The sequence below is a fragment of the Ancylobacter sp. WKF20 genome, assembly GCF_029760895.1.
Classification (GTDB): domain Bacteria; phylum Pseudomonadota; class Alphaproteobacteria; order Rhizobiales; family Xanthobacteraceae; genus Ancylobacter.
Map to the genome: position 1 here is coordinate 300,734 of NZ_CP121679.1, position 15,638 is coordinate 316,371.

General features: G+C 68.6%; 14 protein-coding genes. 9 read left to right on the forward strand and 5 right to left on the reverse strand.

Annotated features, from left to right (window positions below; all coding sequences use genetic code 11):
* Together AncyloWKF20_RS01375 and mdoH are read right to left on the reverse strand one after the other, a co-directional pair.
* Nucleotides 1-2,262, reverse strand: a complete 2,262-nt coding sequence (locus AncyloWKF20_RS01375; RefSeq protein WP_279316188.1) for a TonB-dependent siderophore receptor — start codon at nucleotides 2,260-2,262, stop codon at nucleotides 1-3.
* A 304-nt stretch (nucleotides 2,263-2,566) separates the two neighbouring features.
* Nucleotides 2,567-4,396 (reverse strand): glucans biosynthesis glucosyltransferase MdoH, encoded by a 1,830-nt coding sequence (mdoH, locus tag AncyloWKF20_RS01380; protein WP_279316189.1) that lies wholly within the window; start codon nucleotides 4,394-4,396, stop codon nucleotides 2,567-2,569.
* A 156-nt stretch (nucleotides 4,397-4,552) separates the two neighbouring features.
* Here mdoH and AncyloWKF20_RS01385 point away from each other — a divergent pair, with 156 nt between their 5' ends.
* From AncyloWKF20_RS01385 to AncyloWKF20_RS01400, 4 genes are read left to right on the forward strand one after another with little or no spacing between them, the layout of a single operon-like run.
* Nucleotides 4,553-5,533, forward strand: coding sequence for a zinc-binding alcohol dehydrogenase (locus AncyloWKF20_RS01385; protein WP_279316190.1), 981 nt, complete (start codon nucleotides 4,553-4,555; stop codon nucleotides 5,531-5,533).
* Between the two features lie 9 nt (nucleotides 5,534-5,542).
* The gene (locus AncyloWKF20_RS01390; protein ID WP_279316191.1) at nucleotides 5,543-5,944 is read left to right on the forward strand and encodes a 6-carboxytetrahydropterin synthase; all 402 of its coding nucleotides are present in this window, start codon (nucleotides 5,543-5,545) and stop codon (nucleotides 5,942-5,944) included.
* An 11-nt stretch (nucleotides 5,945-5,955) separates the two neighbouring features.
* The gene (locus AncyloWKF20_RS01395) at nucleotides 5,956-7,002 is read left to right on the forward strand and encodes a glycosyltransferase family 4 protein (RefSeq protein ID WP_279316192.1); all 1,047 of its coding nucleotides are present in this window, start codon (nucleotides 5,956-5,958) and stop codon (nucleotides 7,000-7,002) included.
* The gene (locus AncyloWKF20_RS01400; protein ID WP_279316193.1) at nucleotides 6,999-7,835 is read left to right on the forward strand and encodes a class I SAM-dependent methyltransferase; all 837 of its coding nucleotides are present in this window, start codon (nucleotides 6,999-7,001) and stop codon (nucleotides 7,833-7,835) included. The genes AncyloWKF20_RS01395 and AncyloWKF20_RS01400 overlap by 4 nt, the downstream gene beginning before the upstream one ends.
* Before the next feature lie 4 nt (nucleotides 7,836-7,839).
* On the opposite strand, the gene AncyloWKF20_RS01405 is transcribed toward AncyloWKF20_RS01400, so the two are convergent.
* Both AncyloWKF20_RS01405 and AncyloWKF20_RS01410 read right to left on the reverse strand, forming a co-directional pair.
* Nucleotides 7,840-8,403, reverse strand: a complete 564-nt coding sequence (locus AncyloWKF20_RS01405; RefSeq protein WP_279316194.1) for a cytochrome b/b6 domain-containing protein — start codon at nucleotides 8,401-8,403, stop codon at nucleotides 7,840-7,842.
* Nucleotides 8,390-9,118, reverse strand: a complete 729-nt coding sequence (locus AncyloWKF20_RS01410; RefSeq protein WP_279316195.1) for a dihydrofolate reductase family protein — start codon at nucleotides 9,116-9,118, stop codon at nucleotides 8,390-8,392. Before AncyloWKF20_RS01410 ends, AncyloWKF20_RS01405 begins: the two co-directional genes overlap by 14 nt.
* 132 nt (nucleotides 9,119-9,250) lie before the next feature.
* On the opposite strand from AncyloWKF20_RS01410, the gene ribA reads away from it, so the two are divergent.
* The 5 genes from ribA to AncyloWKF20_RS01435 all read left to right on the forward strand — a co-directional run bounded on the left by ribA (nucleotide 9,251) and on the right by AncyloWKF20_RS01435 (nucleotide 14,769).
* Nucleotides 9,251-10,408 (forward strand): GTP cyclohydrolase II RibA, encoded by a 1,158-nt coding sequence (ribA, locus tag AncyloWKF20_RS01415; RefSeq protein WP_279316196.1) that lies wholly within the window; start codon nucleotides 9,251-9,253, stop codon nucleotides 10,406-10,408.
* 333 nt (nucleotides 10,409-10,741) lie between these two features.
* The gene (locus AncyloWKF20_RS01420) at nucleotides 10,742-12,088 is read left to right on the forward strand and encodes an LLM class flavin-dependent oxidoreductase (protein ID WP_279316197.1); all 1,347 of its coding nucleotides are present in this window, start codon (nucleotides 10,742-10,744) and stop codon (nucleotides 12,086-12,088) included.
* A 57-nt stretch (nucleotides 12,089-12,145) separates the two neighbouring features.
* A complete protein-coding gene (locus AncyloWKF20_RS01425; RefSeq protein ID WP_279316198.1) occupies nucleotides 12,146-12,994 on the forward strand; it encodes an ABC transporter permease in 849 nt (282 codons plus the stop codon).
* Complete coding sequence (locus tag AncyloWKF20_RS01430; protein WP_279316199.1) at nucleotides 12,970-13,713, forward strand: ABC transporter ATP-binding protein; 744 nt, start codon at nucleotides 12,970-12,972, stop codon at nucleotides 13,711-13,713. The genes AncyloWKF20_RS01425 and AncyloWKF20_RS01430 overlap by 25 nt, the downstream gene beginning before the upstream one ends.
* Nucleotides 13,714-13,737: 24 nt before the next feature.
* Nucleotides 13,738-14,769: an ABC transporter substrate-binding protein gene (locus AncyloWKF20_RS01435; protein ID WP_279316200.1), complete on the forward strand. Its 1,032-nt coding sequence runs from the start codon at nucleotides 13,738-13,740 to the stop codon at nucleotides 14,767-14,769.
* 87 nt (nucleotides 14,770-14,856) lie between these two features.
* On the opposite strand, the gene AncyloWKF20_RS01440 is transcribed toward AncyloWKF20_RS01435, so the two are convergent.
* Complete coding sequence (locus AncyloWKF20_RS01440; protein ID WP_279316201.1) at nucleotides 14,857-15,621, reverse strand: SDR family NAD(P)-dependent oxidoreductase; 765 nt, start codon at nucleotides 15,619-15,621, stop codon at nucleotides 14,857-14,859.
* Nucleotides 15,622-15,638 lie beyond the last annotated feature (17 nt).

Below are 15,638 nucleotides of genomic sequence, written 5' to 3' on the forward strand. Positions count from 1 at the left end.
TCACCAGTGATAGGCGAGGGTGGCCAGCACGGTGCGGCCGGTGCCGATGAAGCACTGATAGGCCGAGGCGCAGGCGGAGACATAGTATTTGTCGGCGAGGTTGGTGGCGGTAACCGAGAGGCGCCAGCCGTCGTCCCCGCCCGGCTTGCCGCCGAAGTCGTAATGCACGGCGGCGTCGAACAGCACGCGGTCCGGTACGATCATCGCTGTCGTGTTGGTCTGGTCGCCATAGGTCTCGCCGACATAGCGGGCGCCGCCGCCGACGGTCAGGCCCTTCAGCGTGCCGGTGCTCCAGGTGTAGTCGGCCCAGGCGGAGGCGGCGTTGCGCGGCACGCCCACGGGGGCCTTGCCCTCGACGCCGGCGACATTGCTCTGGGTCACCACGGCGTCGGTATAGGCATAGGAGATCATCACATTGAGGCCAGGCAGGATTTCCGCCTTGCCGGTGATCTCAAGGCCCTTCGATTCCACCTCGCCGGTCTGGGTCTGGCAGGTCGAGCTGCTGCACAGCGTCACCGCCGTGTTGGTGCTGGTGTGCGCCGTGTCGGTGGTCAGCACATTCTGCTGAACGAGGTCGAAATAGGAGACGGTGAACAGGCCGTTGAAGGTGGTCGGCTGATACTTCACGCCGGCTTCGAACTGCTGCGCGGTGGTCGGGTCGAACGGCACGCCGCCATAGCCGGTGCCCATGACCGGATCGAAGGAGGTGGCGTAGCTGACATAGGGCGCGATGCCGTTGTCGAACTGGTAGAGCAGGCCGCCGCGATAGGTGAAGGCGCTGTTGTCGCTGTCGTAGCTCACCGTCTTGCCGGTCGCGAGCGTCTCGGTCGCGGTGGTGCCGGTGAGGTAATCCTCGCGGATGCCGAGCAGGGCGTGCCAGTTGCCATAGGTGAGCTGGTCCTGCGCGTAGACGCCGACCTGCGTGCGATCCGCGGTCTGCTGGGTGGTGAGCGCGGGCGAGCTGACGCTCGGCCAGACCGGGTTCAGATAGTTCACATAGACCGTTGAGCCGGTGCCGTAGGTGGATTCCGCGTCGTAATATTGCAGGTCGGTGCCGATCAGCAGCGTGTGGGTGACATCACCCGTGGCGAATTCGGCCTGCGCCTGATTATCGAGCGTCACGCCTTCAAGGGTCTCGATGTAGCGCGAAGGCGAGAAGCCCATGCACAGATAGGAGACTCCGCCGCAGCCGGAGGCGGCGCGCCACACGCTGGACGAGGCGACGGCCGAGAGCGCCTTGAAGTCGCTCTCGACGTTGAGGTAGCGGAAGTTCTGGCGCAGCGTCCACACGTTGTCGACGTCGTGCTCGATGCGGTAGCCGAGGCTCCACTGCGTGCGGTCGAAGCCGGAATAGGAATCGGCATTGGGTGAGAAGTCGCGCGGGATCTGGCCGTTCGGGTTCGTCTGCAGCGTGCCGAGCGCGGGCAGCCAAGTGGAGTAGTAGCTCTCCGGGTCGCGCTCATAGGTGGCTTGCACCTGCACGCGGGTGTTCTCGTTCAGCTCGAACGAGGCCATCGGCGCGATGAGGATGCGCTCACCCTCCGAGCCTTCTGAGTCGGTCTCGGTGCGCCGGCCGAGCATGATGAGGCGGTAGAGCGCCGAGCCGTCGGCGGTGAGCTTGCCGTTGAGATCAGCGCCGAGCTCCAGCTCGCCATAGGAGCCGATGCCGGCAATGATCTCGTTCTGCGCCTTCGGGTCCGGCCACTTGCTGACGAGGTCGATGCTGCCGCCGGGATTGGTCTGGCCGTAGATCGAGGACATCGGCCCGCGCACCACATTGATGGAGGAGAGCAGATAGGGGTCGACGCTCGGCACGGCGTAGTTCAGGCCCTTGAACAGGCGCAGCCCGTCCCAGAACTGTACGTAGTTGGCGTTGCCGCCAAAGCCGCCGAAGCCGCGCATGATGATGCTGTCATAGCGGTTGCCGGGGCGCGCATCGGCGATCACGCCCGCCTCGTAGCGCAGCGCCTCCTGCACGGTCTGCGAGCCCTGCGCCTCGATCTGGTCGCTGGTGACGACGGAGATCGACACCGGCGTGGTGGCGATCGGCGCGTCGGTCTTGGTGCCGGCATTGGTGGTGCGGGCGACATAGCCGTCCGTCTGGTCCTCGCCGCTATCCGCCTCGACCTCGATCGGGTCGAGCGCCACGGTGCCGTTACTGCTGGCCGGTTTTGCGGTCTGAGCGAGGGCGGGAGCGCTGCCGGCCAGCAGCGCGAGCGCCAGCGCCACGGTGGAGATCGGTGCGAGACGGTCGCGATTCATGAGTTTTGCCCCTGCGTCTTGCCGCTGCGTCAGTTAACGAGCGGCGATATCTGGCTAGGGGCGTGGTTATCATCGGCAAAACATCAGAACAATATTGTAGAAGGTAAGTTAATGCTGGAATCTATTCGATTAGAATTTTTCAATGTTCAATAAAGCGATCAAGAAACAAAGAGAAATATTCAGTAGGAGCGGCGCGTGTCGAGGCATGGCGCGAAACGCGCGACGGCGGCGACAGGGTGTTGCCGCCGCCGCTTCCATGAGCTGCGCGAGAGTGAATCGGGAGAGCGCCAGGCCGGCGCCGCGCTCAGCCCGCCTTGCCGGCGCCGGTCAGTGCCGCGAGGCTGGCGGGCATGGCGATGTCCTCGGGGATGGCGCAGACGCCCCGGCGCATCAGCCAGCGGCCGAGCGTCGGATCGGCGGTGAGGACGGCGAAGGGGACCGCGCCGACAAGGCCGATCAGCGCCGGCAGCGCCCAGATCAGCGCGCCGGGCGCGTAGACATAGAGCACCGTTCCCATGGCGAGGCCGAAGACGAGCTGCGGCCACAGCCCGGCGAAGGCCGTCTGCCAGGACAGCCGCACCGCGTCGCGCGCCTGCGCGTCCCAGGTGATGGTGCGCCCGAAGACGAGCCCGACCATGAACAGCGCGATGCGGAAGGCGACGACCGGGCCGAGCAGCACGCCGAACAGGAACTCGGTAAGCGCGCCGCCGATGAGCCGTCCCGCTCCGCCATAGCGCCGGCGCTCCTCGGCGCGCAACAACACGTCGATCAGGCCCGCCGCCTTGGGCGCGAGGCTCATGGCGAAGGTGAGGGCGAACAGCGTGAGACCCAGCGTCGCCGGGAAGGGCTCGTCATAAAGCTCGGTGTCGAACACTTTCAGCGTCGCCAGCACCATGAAGGCGATCCACGCCACGGCGCCGAGATACATCAGGATCGCCCAGGCGATCTGGAAGCGGCTCATCGGCTTGAGGCCGGGCATCGCCAGCAGGCGCCAATACTGCATGTTGCCCTGGCACCAGCGCAGGTCGCGGCGGGTGAATTCGGTGAGGTGCGGCGGGTTCTCCTCATAGCTCTCCATCTCCTCGGGGAGCACGCGGACCTCGTAACCCGCGCGGCGCATCAGCACCGCCTCGATCTGGTCATGCGAGAGGATGCAGCCGCCGAGCGGGCCGTTGCCCGAGAGGACGGGGAGGTGGCAATGCGCCTTGAACGGGGCGATGCGGATGACCGCGTTGTGCCCCCAATAGGGCCCGCAATCGCCCGCCCACCACGAGGCGCCCATGGTGTAGGAGCGCATGCCGTGGCGCATGCCGAACTGGAAGATGCGGGCGAAGGCGGCGTGCGAGGGCATGCCGACGACGAGGCTCTGCAGGATGCCGAGGCGCGGATGGGCCTGCATCACCCGCACCAGCCGCAGCACCGCCTCGGGGCCGAGGAAGCTGTCGGCGTCGAGCGTCAGCATCAGCTCGTGCTCATGGCCCCAGCGCTCCAGAAAGTCGCGGATATTGCCGGCCTTGAAGCCGCTATTCTCGTGCCGGCGGCGATAGGTGAGGGGGGCATCCTCGCCCGCCTCGCGGCGCCACGCGGCGAACAGCTCCTCCTCGGCGGCGGCGATCTCCGGCCGCGTCGTGTCGGACAGCACGAACCAGGCGAAATGCGCGCCCTGGCCGGTGGCCTCGATCTCCGCGCGCATCTGCTTCAGGCGGGCCAGCGCGCGCTCGGGGTCCTCGTTGCGCAATGTCATCAGCACGGCGACGCGGGCGGTGATCGGCCCATCCTCCGCCCCGGCGGCGTAAGGATAGACCGCGCGGCGCGCATCCGTCGGGCCGTGCAGCAGCCACAGGCCGATGATGGCGTTCCAGAAGCCGAGAATGGTCCACGGCGTCGAGACGCAGAAAGCCAGCAGCAGCAGGATGTCCAGCGTGGTGAAGCCGCCGGTGCCGAGCAGATGGGCGAACAGGGTGACGAGCCCGGCGAAGGTCGCGATGTTCAGTCCCGCCACCAGCAGGCGCCGGCGGAACAGAAGGCGGGTGGACTGGAGGCCGGCCGGCGCGAGACCCACGGCGGCAGGGGTCGCTCTCTCGGCATCGGCGTAGCGCGGCAGGTCGGCGGCGAACTCGTCGTTCAGGCTCATGCGGTCACCCGGCTGAGGGAACCGGAACGCCCCTCGCGGCGTCCCGTCTGCGTGCGGCTTTATACGTCGTGTCGTTCGGGCGGTTCACGCGCTTGTTGCGCACCGCCGTGCCGTCCCGGCTGCTAGACAGGTATCGGAACAGGAGTTCGCCGCCCGATGACGCCACCTTATCCGCTTTCCCGCCAGCTCTGGTGCACCGCGCCGGGGCGCTATGAGCTGATCCCCGCCGAGCTGGAGGGCGGCGCGGACAGCGTCACCGTGCGCGCCATCGCCTCCGCCGTCAGCCGGGGCACGGAAAGCCTCGTGCTGAAGGGCGAGGTGCCCCAAAGCGAGCACCAGAGGATGCGCGCGCCCTTCCAGCGCGGGGATTTCCCCTTCCCGGTGCAGTATGGCTACCAGAGCGTCGGCCGGGTCGAGGACGGCCCGCCGGCGCTTAAGGGGCGGCTCGTTTTCGCGCTCCATCCGCATCAGGATGTCTTTCGCCTGCCGGCCTCCGCCGTGGTGGAAGTGCCCGCGCGCATCCCGCCCCGGCGGGCGACGCTGGCCGCGAATATGGAGACCGCGCTGAACGCGGTGTGGGATTCCGGCGCCGGGCCGGGTGACCGGATCGTGATCGTCGGCGGCGGGGTGATCGGCCTTCTGCTCACCGCTCTTTGTGCCGGGCTCCCCGGCGCCGAGGTCACGCTGACCGATCTGCGCCCCGAGCGGGCGACCTTGGCGGAGGCCTTCGGGGCGCGTTTCGCGCAGGCCGATGAGGTGGACGATCAGGCCGATGTGGTCTTCCACACCAGCGCCAGCGCCGGCGGGCTGCGCACCGCGCTGGCGGCCGGCGGTTTCGAGGCCCGCATCGTCGAGGTGAGCTGGTATGGCAGCCGCGTGACGCCCGTCGCGCTCGGCGAAAGCTTTCACAGCCGGCGCCTGCAATTGATCGGTTCGCAGGTCGGCGCCGTATCCCCTTCACGGCGTCCGCGCTGGCCGTATGCCCGCCGGCTCGGCAAGGCGCTCTCTCTTCTGGACGATACGCGCTTTGATCGGCTGATCACGCATGTCGTCCCGTTCTCCGAGGCCCCGGCGCAGTTGCCGGGCCTTATGTCCGGCGGGGAGGACGCTCTGGCGATCCTTCTCGATTATCCCTGAGAGGCTGGAATGTTCAGTGTGGAAGTCCGCGATCGCATCATGATCGCCCATTCGCTGCCCGACCCGTTCTTTGGTCCCGCGCAGAACATGCACGGGGCGACCTTCGTGGTCGACGTGGCGTTCTTCCGGCCCGAGCTGACGAAGCAGAACGTGGTGGTCGACATCGGCGCGGCGCTCGATGTGCTCAAAGCGGTGCTTCAGCCACTCGCCTACCGCAACCTCGATGATCTCCCGCAATTCGCCGGCATCCTCACCACCACCGAGTTTCTGGCGAAATACATCTTCGACGCGGTGGCCAAGGCCGCGCGCGAGGGCGCGCTGGGGGAGGACGGGACGGGCCTCGCCAGGATCCGGGTCACCCTGCACGAGACCGACCTTGCCCGGGCCAGCTTTGAAGGCGCGGTCGGCTGAGGGGCGCGCTGTTGACCGGCTTCGCCTTCGCCATCCCCGGCGATATCACCCTGCCAACCGGGGGCTACGCCTATGACCGGCGCATCCTCGCGGAAATCCGCCGGGCGGGCGGCGAGGCGAACCATCTCGCGCTGCCCGGCGGCTTTCCCTTTCCCACCGATGAAGCGCTGAGGGAGAGCGCCGCCCGCCTCTCCGCCCGCCCGGTGGGTGAGCCGGTGCTGATCGACGGGCTCGCGCTCGGCGCTATGCCGGCGGCGCTGCTGCGCGGCCTGCGGCGGCCGGTGGCGGCGCTGATCCATCACCCGCTGGCGCTGGAGGCGGGGTTGGATGGGCCGACGCAGGCGCGGTTCGCCGCCAGCGAACGCGCGGCGCTGGCGGAAGTCGGCGCCGTCATTGTCACCAGCCCGGCGACGGCGGAGTTGCTGGCGCGCGATTATGGCGTGCCGCGCGCGCGCATCACCGTCGCCGTGCCCGGCACCGATCCGGCGCCCCGGGCGACCGGGACGGGGACGCCGCTGCGCCTCTTGGCGGTGGGCGCCGTCATCCCGCGCAAGGCCTATGGCGTGCTGGCGGACGCGCTCGCTACCTTGCCTGACCTCGACTGGAGCTGCGCCATCGTCGGTGCGCTGGACCGCGATCCGGCAGAGGCGCGGGCGGTGCAGGGCGCCATCGAGGACCATGGGCTGGCCGGGCGTGTGCGCCTCACCGGCGCGCTGGACGAGGCCGCGCTGGCGGCGGAATTCGATGCGGGCGATCTCTTCGTCTGTTCCTCGCTGTTCGAGGGCTATGGCATGGGCCTCACCGAGGCCATCGCGCGCGGCCTGCCCGTGGTGGCGACGGAAGGTGGGGCCATTCCCCAGACCCTGCCGCCCGGCACGGCGATCCTCGCCACGCCCGGCGATGCCACGAGCTTCGCTGCGGCGCTGCGGCGGGTCATGGCGACCCCCGCGCTGCGGCGGGAACTGGCGGACACGGCCTGGGCGGCGGCACAGCGTCTGCCGCGCTGGCCCGACAGTGCCGCACTCATCATCAATATCATGCAGGAGATAGCGCGATGAGCGGGTTTGACCCGGAATGGCTCGCTTTGCGCGAGCCGATCGACCATGCCTCCCGCGATGCGGGCGTGGCGACACAGCTCAAGGCGCATTTCGCGGCGCGGGAGACGGTCACGGTCGTCGATCTCGGCTGCGGCACCGGCTCCAATCTGCGCGCCATGGCGCCGCTGCTGTCGGCGCGCCAGCACTGGCACCTCGTCGATGGCGATCCGGCGCTGCTCGCCGAGGCGCGGCGCGTGCTGGCCGACTGGGCGGATGAGGCGCGGGAGGCCGGCGAGCGCCTTCGGATCGTCAAGGACGGGCGCGAGATCATCATCACCGTCGAGGATGTCGACCTGACGCGCCGCGACCTGCATTTCGCGGCGATGGGCGCCGATCTCGTCACCGCCGCGGCGCTGTTCGATCTGGTGTCCGGCCCCTGGCTGGAGCAGCTGGTCGCGGCCTGCATCGAGGACCGCGTGCCGCTCTACGCCGTGCTGAATTATGACGGCATCGCCGAATGGTCGCCGCGCGGTCCGCTCGACGCACGGGTGGTTTCCGCCTTCAACCGCCACCAGCGCGGCGACAAGGGCTTCGGCCCGGCGCTCGGGCCGGACTCCGGCGAGACGCTGCTGCGCCTGCTGGCGGCCGGTGCGTGCCGCTGCTGGTCCGGCGACAGCCCGTGGCGGCTGACGCGCCGCGAGGCGGGTCTGATCACCGCGACCACGCAGGGTTTCGCCGCCGCCGCGCGCGAGATCGCGCCGGATCTTGCCGGCGCGCTCGAGGCGTGGGTGCGGGAGCGGCGGGACGCCGACGCGATGGTCGTCGGCCATACCGACGTCTTCGCCGTCCCCTGAGCGGTCAGGTGAGCGGCCACATGCGCCGCATCACCCCGTCCTTCTTGACGAAGCGGTGCATCAGCGCGGCGGCGATGTGGAGCAGCGCCAGCAGCCCGAGCAGCTTCGCCAGCAGGCCGTGAATGTCGAACAGGCGCTCGGCGAACGCCTCGTCGGGCGCGAGGATGGCCGGCAAATCGAACAGGCCGAACACGTTCAGCGCCGGATAGGCCGACACTCCCGCCCAACCGAGCAGCGGCACGATGATCAGCAGCAGATAGAGCAGCGCGTGCACCACGCCGGAGACCACGCGCTCCAGCGGGGTCAGCGTCGCGACGGGTGCCGGTGGGCGGCGGGTGAGGCGCACCAGAAGCCTGAGCGCGATCAGCCAGATGACGATGAAGCCGAGGAGCTTGTGCAGGCTGTAGAGATCGCCGGTGATCGCGTCGAAATTCGTCGCGTCGCCGCGGGCCACCATATAGAGGCCGAGCGGCACGAGGATGATGACGAAGGCGGCGACCAGCCAGTGCAGCAACCGGGCGGGAAAGCCATAGCGGCCCGCCCTCTCCGCGCCCTCAGTCGGTGGCATGCGTGCCTCCCCGCGCCGGTGACCTAAGGTCACAATCATAGAGCACATTGCCGTCGGCAAGCACATAGGCATTGGCGCGCGGGCGCAGCGCGTCCGTCAGCTCGTCAATGGGACGAAGCTGGAGACCGGGCCGTCCCGAGCCGATGATGATCGGCGCGAGGCAGATGTGCAGCCGGTCCACCCGCCCCGCATCGATGAAGCGCGAGATGGTGGAGGCGCCGCCCTCGATCAGAATTGTGTGATGACCGCGCGCGGCCAGCGCGGCGACGATGAAATCGGGACTGAAGGCGTCCGGCGAGCCGTCGCCGCCGATCCGCTCCACTTCGGCTGGCCAGCCTTCCGCATTGTCGGAGAACACGATGCGGCGGCAGCCATCGCAGCCAAGCCATTTCGCGGTGCGCGAGGAGCGCCCGTCGCGGTCGATGATGACCCGCGTCGGGCTGCGGCCCTTGACCCGGCGGGTACTCAGCTGGGGATCATCCGCCACCACCGTACCGACGCCCACGACGACGGCATCGACCGAGGCGCGCAGCCGGTGGAGATGGTCGAGCCCAGAGAAGCCGTTGATATCGCGGGACTTTCCGGTAGGCGTGGCGATGCGCCCATCCAGCGACTGGCCGAGCTGCGCGATGACGAAAGGCTCGGGGCCGCGATGGCGCAGCATCGGTTCATAGAGGGCATAGGGCGGATCGGACAGCGTTCGGAATTGATCCATGCGTGGTCTTTCGCTGCGGGAAGATCGCTCTAGTTCGTAACTCGACGGGAGCGGAGTTGGTCCATTCCGGTGGGATGTTCGTAACCAACTACGTTCCACGCTCCAAAATGGTGCAGAGAAAGCGAGTGTCCAATGGCGATTTCCGCAACGGCAGCGACTGAGCTCGCGGCGACTGGAATTCTCGACTTGTTCGGCGACGTCTCACAGACGGCGGTCGAGCGCGCTCTGGCTGAGCTGCGCGCCGGACGTCCGGTCGTGGTCGAGGCGGAGGGCCGTTTCGCCATGGCGGTGGCTGCCGAACTGGCCTCGCCCGCGCTGCTGTCGGCCATGCTCCGCATCGGCGGTGACAAGGCCTGTCTCGTGCTCACGCCGGCGCGGCTGCGCGCCCTCGGTCAGGGCGAGGTGGACGGCCCGCGCGGCATCGCCCTTGCCGGGCTTGATGGCGCGCGTGTGATGGCGCTCGCCTGCGAGCGCGGCGCGCAGGTGGAGGAGGAGCTTCTGCCGGTCGATGCTCCGGCCGCGCCCGCGCTGGAGCTTGCCCGCCTCGCCTTGCTGCTGCCCGCCATGCTGCTCGCGCCGCTGTCCGAGGCCTCGGCCGACATGCTGCCGGCGGTGACGGTGCGGGCGGACGCGCTGGCGACCTTCGACCAGCGCCTGTCCAGCGACATCCGTATCGTCTCGCGTGCGCCTGTGCCGCTGCTCGCGGCGCGCAACGCGGAGTTCGTGGTGTTTCGCGGCGGCGAGGGCATGCGCGACCAGGTGGCGATCATCGTCGGCACGCCGGATCCGGCGACGCCCGTGATGGTCCGCCTGCACTCGGCCTGCCTCACTGGCGACCTGTTCGGCTCGCTGCGCTGCGATTGCGGCGACCAGCTGCGCGGCACGGTGGCGGCCATGGCCAAGGCCGGCGGCGGGGTGCTGCTCTATCTCGACCAGGAAGGGCGGGGCAACGGCATCGCCAACAAGATCCGCGCCTACAAGCTCCAGCATGAGGGCATGGACACCTATGAGGCGGACGAGACGCTGGGCTTCGACCTTGACGGCCGCCGCTTCGAGTTCGCCGCCGCCATGCTGCGCCAGCTCGGCTACTGGCAGGTGGTGCTGATGACCAACAACCCCGAAAAGGCCGACACGATGCGCCGCTCGGGCCTGCAGGTGGTCGATCTGCGCAATGTGTATGGCCGGCGCGGCGCCGAAAACGTGCGCTACCTCATCGCCAAGCGCGAGCGGGCAGGCCACGCCATCGACGTCGAGTCGCTCGAAGAACACGGCACCGCCGCCGTCGGGTGAGGGCGGCAGCTCTCGCGGACCGGACACCTCGTGCGTCCGGTCCGCGTCGTGCCGTGAGTGTTATTCGTTACCTACCGGCCGCGCACTTTCTATGGCGCCCATGTCTCACATGAGGCCGTCCCGCTAGCGTTCGCCCATCGCGCGGTTCTGAGGGCCAGCGCGCCTCGCCGCTGATCGGTCGCGATCCCGGTCACCGGATCGCCGCGCGCACGGTAGGAGCCGCGACCCCCGAGCCATCCCTGCTGTCCGAGTGACCCATGTGGCCTCCGCCGGCAAGGTCTTGCATTGGCTTATCGCTATAATATACTAAAAACATAGATAAGGATGAAAACCATGAGCCAGCCGCCCCGGCAGATCCATCTCAATGCCTTTCTCCGCAATGTCGGTCAGCATGAGGCGGCGTGGCGGTTGCCCGAGACCAATGTCGCCTCGGTGACGGATATCGGCCATTATCAGGAGCTCGCCCGCATCGCCGAGAAGGGCAAGCTGGACGCCATCTTCTTCGCCGACCACCCGGTGCTGAAGGATCGCTCGCAGGATCGCCCGTGGGATTCGCTCGATCCCTTCACCCTCATCGCCGCCCTCTCCGGCGTCACCCGCCAGATCGGCCTCGTGGCGACCGCCTCCACCACCTATAACGACCCCTATGGCCTCGCCCGCCGCTTCGCCACGCTCGACCATGTGAGCCGGGGGCGCGCGGCGTGGAATGTCGTCACCACCGCCAATGACGCGGCGGCCGCCAATTTCGGCTTCGAGCACCATCCCAACCCGGAATCGCGCTACCGCCGCGCGGCCGAGTTTCTCGATGTGACCTTCGGTCTTTGGGACAGCTGGGACGACGACGCCATCATCGGCGACAAGGCGCGCGGCGTGTTCGTCGATCCCGACAAGATCCACCGCATCGACCATGTCGGTCCGTCCTTCCGCGTCGCCGGGCCGCTCGAAATTCCCCGCTCGCCGCAGGGGCGGCCGGTCATCTTCCAGGCGGGCTCCTCCGAGCCGGGCAAGGATCTCGCCGCCCGCTACGCCGACGCCATCTTCACCGCCCAGCCGGAAATCGAGGAAGGCCGCGCCTTCTACGCCGACATCAAGGGGCGGGTGAGGGCGGCGGGGCGTGACCCGGAGAAGGTGCTGGTGCTGCCCGGCCTGTCCTTCTTCATCGGCGGGACGGAGGAGGAGGCCTTCGCGCTGCGCGAGACCTTCGAGAACCTGACCCTGCCGACCTATGGCATCGCCCAGCTCTCCCGCATCACCGGCCTCGATCTCTCGACCCACGACCTCGACGCGCCGATCCGCATCCCGCCCCGCCCGGTCGAGGGCGACCAGCGCAGCCGCCATGACCTCGTGCACCGCTTGACCAGCGCGGAGACGCTGACCCTGCGCCAGCTTCTGCGCCGCCTCTCGGCCGGGCGCGGTCATCGCATCGCCACCGGCACGCCCGAGCAGGTCACCGCGACCATCGTCGAGTGGTTCGAGACCGGCGCCGCCGATGGCTTCAATCTCATTCCTCCCGCGCTGCCGACCTCGCTGGCGAGCTTCGTCGAGCAGGTCGTGCCGCTGCTTCAGGCCAAGGGACTGTTCCGCACGGAGTACACCGGCTCGACCTTGCGGGAGCATCTCGGTCTCGAACGGCCGGCCGTTGGCCCGCGCGCGGTTGCTGTGTCGAGCGCCGCCGAGTGAGTGCGGGCGAGTGACCGCTTGCCCTTCCTTCCCTCTGCTGACCCACGGAGCAAGCCGGTGAGTCTGATTTCGACAGTGGAGCCCGCCGCCTCGGCGGCCCGGCGCCGGCGGGCCGATCCGGCGACATCTTCCGCCTCCCTGCTGCCAAAGCCGGCCTTCCCCGCCCAGCGCCTGCTCGGGCCGGCGCTGGTGCTGCTGCTCTGGTATGTCGCCTCCGGGGCCGGCTGGATCTCGCCGGCGAAGATGCCGGGGCCGCAAGTGGTGGTCGCCACGCTCGGCCAGCTCATCGCCGACGGGACGTTGGCGGCGGATGTCATCGCGTCGCTGCATCGCGCCGCGCTGGGCCTCAGCATCGGCATTCTCGCCGGTTTCGTGCTGGCCGTGCTCGCCGGGCTGACGCGCCTTGGCGACGCGATGATCGACGGGCTGGTGCAGGTCAAGCGCTCCATCCCCAACCTCGCGCTGATCCCGCTCTTCATCATCTGGCTCGGCATCGACGAGACGATGAAGATCGCCATCATCGCCCTCGGCACGATGGTGCCGATCTACATCAACACCCATGCTGGGCTGCGCGGCATCGACCGGCGTTATGTCGAGCTGGGCCAGACGGTGGGGCTGTCGCATTACCGCTTCCTGCGCCACATCGTCTTCCCGGCTTCGCTGCCCGGCTTCTTCACCGGCCTGCGCCTCGCGGTGACGCATTCCTGGACGGCGCTGGTGGTGGTCGAGACGATCAACGCCACCTCCGGCATCGGCTTCATGATCACCCAGGCCCGCATTTACGGGCAGACCGACGTGGTCCTTGTCGGGCTGCTGCTCTATGGCGCGCTCGGCTTCAGCTCCGATGCGCTGGTCCGCGCGCTGGAAAGGAGGGCCCTGTCATGGCGACAGTCGCTCGCGCAGTAAGCCCGCAAGGGAGCCCCGCCGAGAGCGCCGCCGCGGTCCGCATTCGTGGGCTCGCCCGCAGCTTTGACGGGCGCACCATCCTCGCCGGTATCGACCTCGACATTGCGCGCGGCGAGTTCGTCGCGCTGCTCGGCCGCAGCGGGTCGGGCAAGAGCACGCTTCTGCGCGCCACCGCCGGGCTTGATGCCGGCGTGGTCGGCAGCGGCAGCATCGAGGTGCCGGAGCGGCGCTCGGTTCTGTTCCAGGATTCACGTCTGCTGCCCTGGGCCAGCGTGATCGACAATGTGGTTCTCGGCAGCTTCACCACCGCCGAGCGCGAAAGGGCGCGGGCCGCGCTGCGCGAGGTCGGCCTCGGCGGGCATGAGGACAAGTGGCCGAAGGCGCTGTCGGGCGGCGAGCAGCAGCGCGTGGCACTCGCCCGGGCGCTGGTGCGCGAGCCGGAACTGATCCTCGCCGACGAGCCGTTCAGCGCGCTCGACGCGCTGACGCGGCTGCGGGTGCAGCGCCTGCTGCTGCAACTCGTCGAACGCCACCGGCCGGCCGTGCTGTTCGTGACCCATGACGTGGAAGAGGCGCTCCGCCTCGCCGGCCGCGTCGTCATCCTTGCCGATGGCCGCATCATCTATGACCGCCCGACGCATGGCGTGCGCGACAGCGCGACGCGCTTCGAGGCGGCGCGGCTGGAAATCCTGGAACGCCTCGGCGTCTCCCCCGACTGATCGCTCAACCGAAGGTTCATCGCCATGTATTTCAAGAATTTCCTTTTGCGGGCGGCGGCTATCGCCGGCCTTTCCCTCGTTCCTCTCGCGGCCACAGCGCAGACTGCCCCCACCGGCGAGTTGGCCGTGGGCGTGCCCAAGGGCGTGAAGCTGGTCATCGCCGACGACGCCAACTATGTCGCCAAGCTGCTGGAACTCTCCGGCGAGCAGGAGAAGCTGGCGGCTGACGTGTCCTACGCCAACTTCACCTCCGGCCCGTTGCGGCTCGAGGCGATCCGGGCCGGCGCGGCGCAGGTCGGCGCGGTCGGCGACGTGCCGCCGATCCTCGCGCAGTATTCCGGCGCGAATGTTGTCATCGTCGGCGCCGTGGTCACCTCGGGCGCGGGCACGCTGCTTGCCACCAGTCCGGGTTCCGGCATCAAGACGCTGGCCGACCTCAAGGGGAAGAAGATCGGCATCAATGTCGGCACCGCCCAGCAGGCGACCGTGCTGCGCAATCTCAAGGCGGCCGGTCTCGCCATCACCGACATCCAGCCGATCAATCTCGGCCTGGCCGAGTTCGCCGACGCACTCCGCGCCGGCCAGATCGACGCCGCCGTGCTGAAGCAGCCGGACCGCACGCGCTATCTCAATTCGGTGAAGGGGCAGGGCGACGCCCGTGCGCTGGACAACGCGCCCGGCGCCAACACCAACATCAAATACCTCTATGCCAGCGTGAGCGCCCTGCAGGATCCGGCTCAGGCAGCCGCCATCCGCGATTTCGTGGTGCACTGGTATCGCGCGCATCTGTGGAAGAATGCCCATCGCGACATTTGGGTGAATGAGTATCTGGTGAAGAACCAGCGGCTCAAGGACGAGGATGCCGCGCTGGTCTGGGAGAGCGAAGGCGACGCGACCTCCATTCCTGGCCTCGCCAAGCTGGTGCCCATCCAGCAGGAAACGACGGACCTGCTCCAGGCCGGCGGTTCCTTCAAGGGCAAGACGCTGGATGCCAAGGAGCAGTTCGATCTGCGCTATCAGGCGCTTAACGAGCGGTCCCCGGCCGCCAACGACTGAGCGTTCATCCCCTGAGAGCGCGGCTCGCGCGCTTCCGGGCCTTCGATTGAGAACAACCCGCGTGCCGGTCCGCCGGCACGCGCATCGTCACGGCAGGTACATGCCGCCATTCACATGGATGGTCTGGCCGGTGATGAAATCGCCCGTGGGCAAAGCGAGCGTGCGCACGAATTCGGCGACGTTGCGCGGGGTGCCCTCATGGCCGACGACCAGGTGCCCGCCACCGGGGAAGGCGCCGCCGGCGCCGGAGGTCTTCGAGCGCGCGCCGCCGATCCGACCGGGCACCACGATGTTGGCGGTGATGCCGTGCTCGCCCAGTTCGACGGCCAGCGCCTTGGTGAAGCCGACCAACGCCGCCTTGGCGGTGGCGACATGGACGCGGTGGAACACCCCGGAATGCGCGCTCACCCCGCCAATGGTGATGATGCGCCCGAAGCCGCCGCGGATCATCGAAGGGGCCGCCGCGCGGGTGACGAGGAAGGCCCCCTCGACGGTGACCGAGTAGACCGCGCGGAAGGTCGCGAGGTCGAGCTCCGTGAACGGCTTCTCGCCGCGCACGGCGGCGTTGTTGACGAGAATGTCGAGGCTGCCGATCTCGTTGACGATGCTCTCGACGAGATGCTGGGCTTCGGCTTCCACCGAAATATCGGCCAGAAGCGCCGAGGCGCTGCCGCCTTCAGCGCGGATCTCGGCCGCGACGGCCTCGATCTCATCCTTGGACGACTTGGCATGGACCACCACATGCGCGCCCTCGCGCGCCAGCAGCAGGGCGCTCTCGCGGCCGATGCGCCGCGCCGAGCCGGTGACGAGGGCGACCTTGCCGGTGAGCGGGCGGTTGGTTCCAGAGCTCATAGCGATGTCTTCCGATG

Coding starts and splice junctions, on each gene's coding strand:
- AncyloWKF20_RS01375 (WP_279316188.1), bottom strand. CDS start 2,262: ATGAATCGCGACCGTCTCGCACCGATCTCCACCGTGGCGCTGGCGCTC.
- mdoH (WP_279316189.1), bottom strand. CDS start 4,396: ATGAGCCTGAACGACGAGTTCGCCGCCGACCTGCCGCGCTACGCCGAT.
- AncyloWKF20_RS01385 (WP_279316190.1), top strand. CDS start 4,553: ATGACGCCACCTTATCCGCTTTCCCGCCAGCTCTGGTGCACCGCGCCG.
- AncyloWKF20_RS01390 (WP_279316191.1), top strand. CDS start 5,543: ATGTTCAGTGTGGAAGTCCGCGATCGCATCATGATCGCCCATTCGCTG.
- AncyloWKF20_RS01400 (WP_279316193.1), top strand. CDS start 6,999: ATGAGCGGGTTTGACCCGGAATGGCTCGCTTTGCGCGAGCCGATCGAC.
- AncyloWKF20_RS01405 (WP_279316194.1), bottom strand. CDS start 8,403: ATGCCACCGACTGAGGGCGCGGAGAGGGCGGGCCGCTATGGCTTTCCC.
- AncyloWKF20_RS01410 (WP_279316195.1), bottom strand. CDS start 9,118: ATGGATCAATTCCGAACGCTGTCCGATCCGCCCTATGCCCTCTATGAA.
- ribA (WP_279316196.1), top strand. CDS start 9,251: ATGGCGATTTCCGCAACGGCAGCGACTGAGCTCGCGGCGACTGGAATT.
- AncyloWKF20_RS01420 (WP_279316197.1), top strand. CDS start 10,742: ATGAGCCAGCCGCCCCGGCAGATCCATCTCAATGCCTTTCTCCGCAAT.
- AncyloWKF20_RS01430 (WP_279316199.1), top strand. CDS start 12,970: ATGGCGACAGTCGCTCGCGCAGTAAGCCCGCAAGGGAGCCCCGCCGAG.
- AncyloWKF20_RS01435 (WP_279316200.1), top strand. CDS start 13,738: ATGTATTTCAAGAATTTCCTTTTGCGGGCGGCGGCTATCGCCGGCCTT.
- AncyloWKF20_RS01440 (WP_279316201.1), bottom strand. CDS start 15,621: ATGAGCTCTGGAACCAACCGCCCGCTCACCGGCAAGGTCGCCCTCGTC.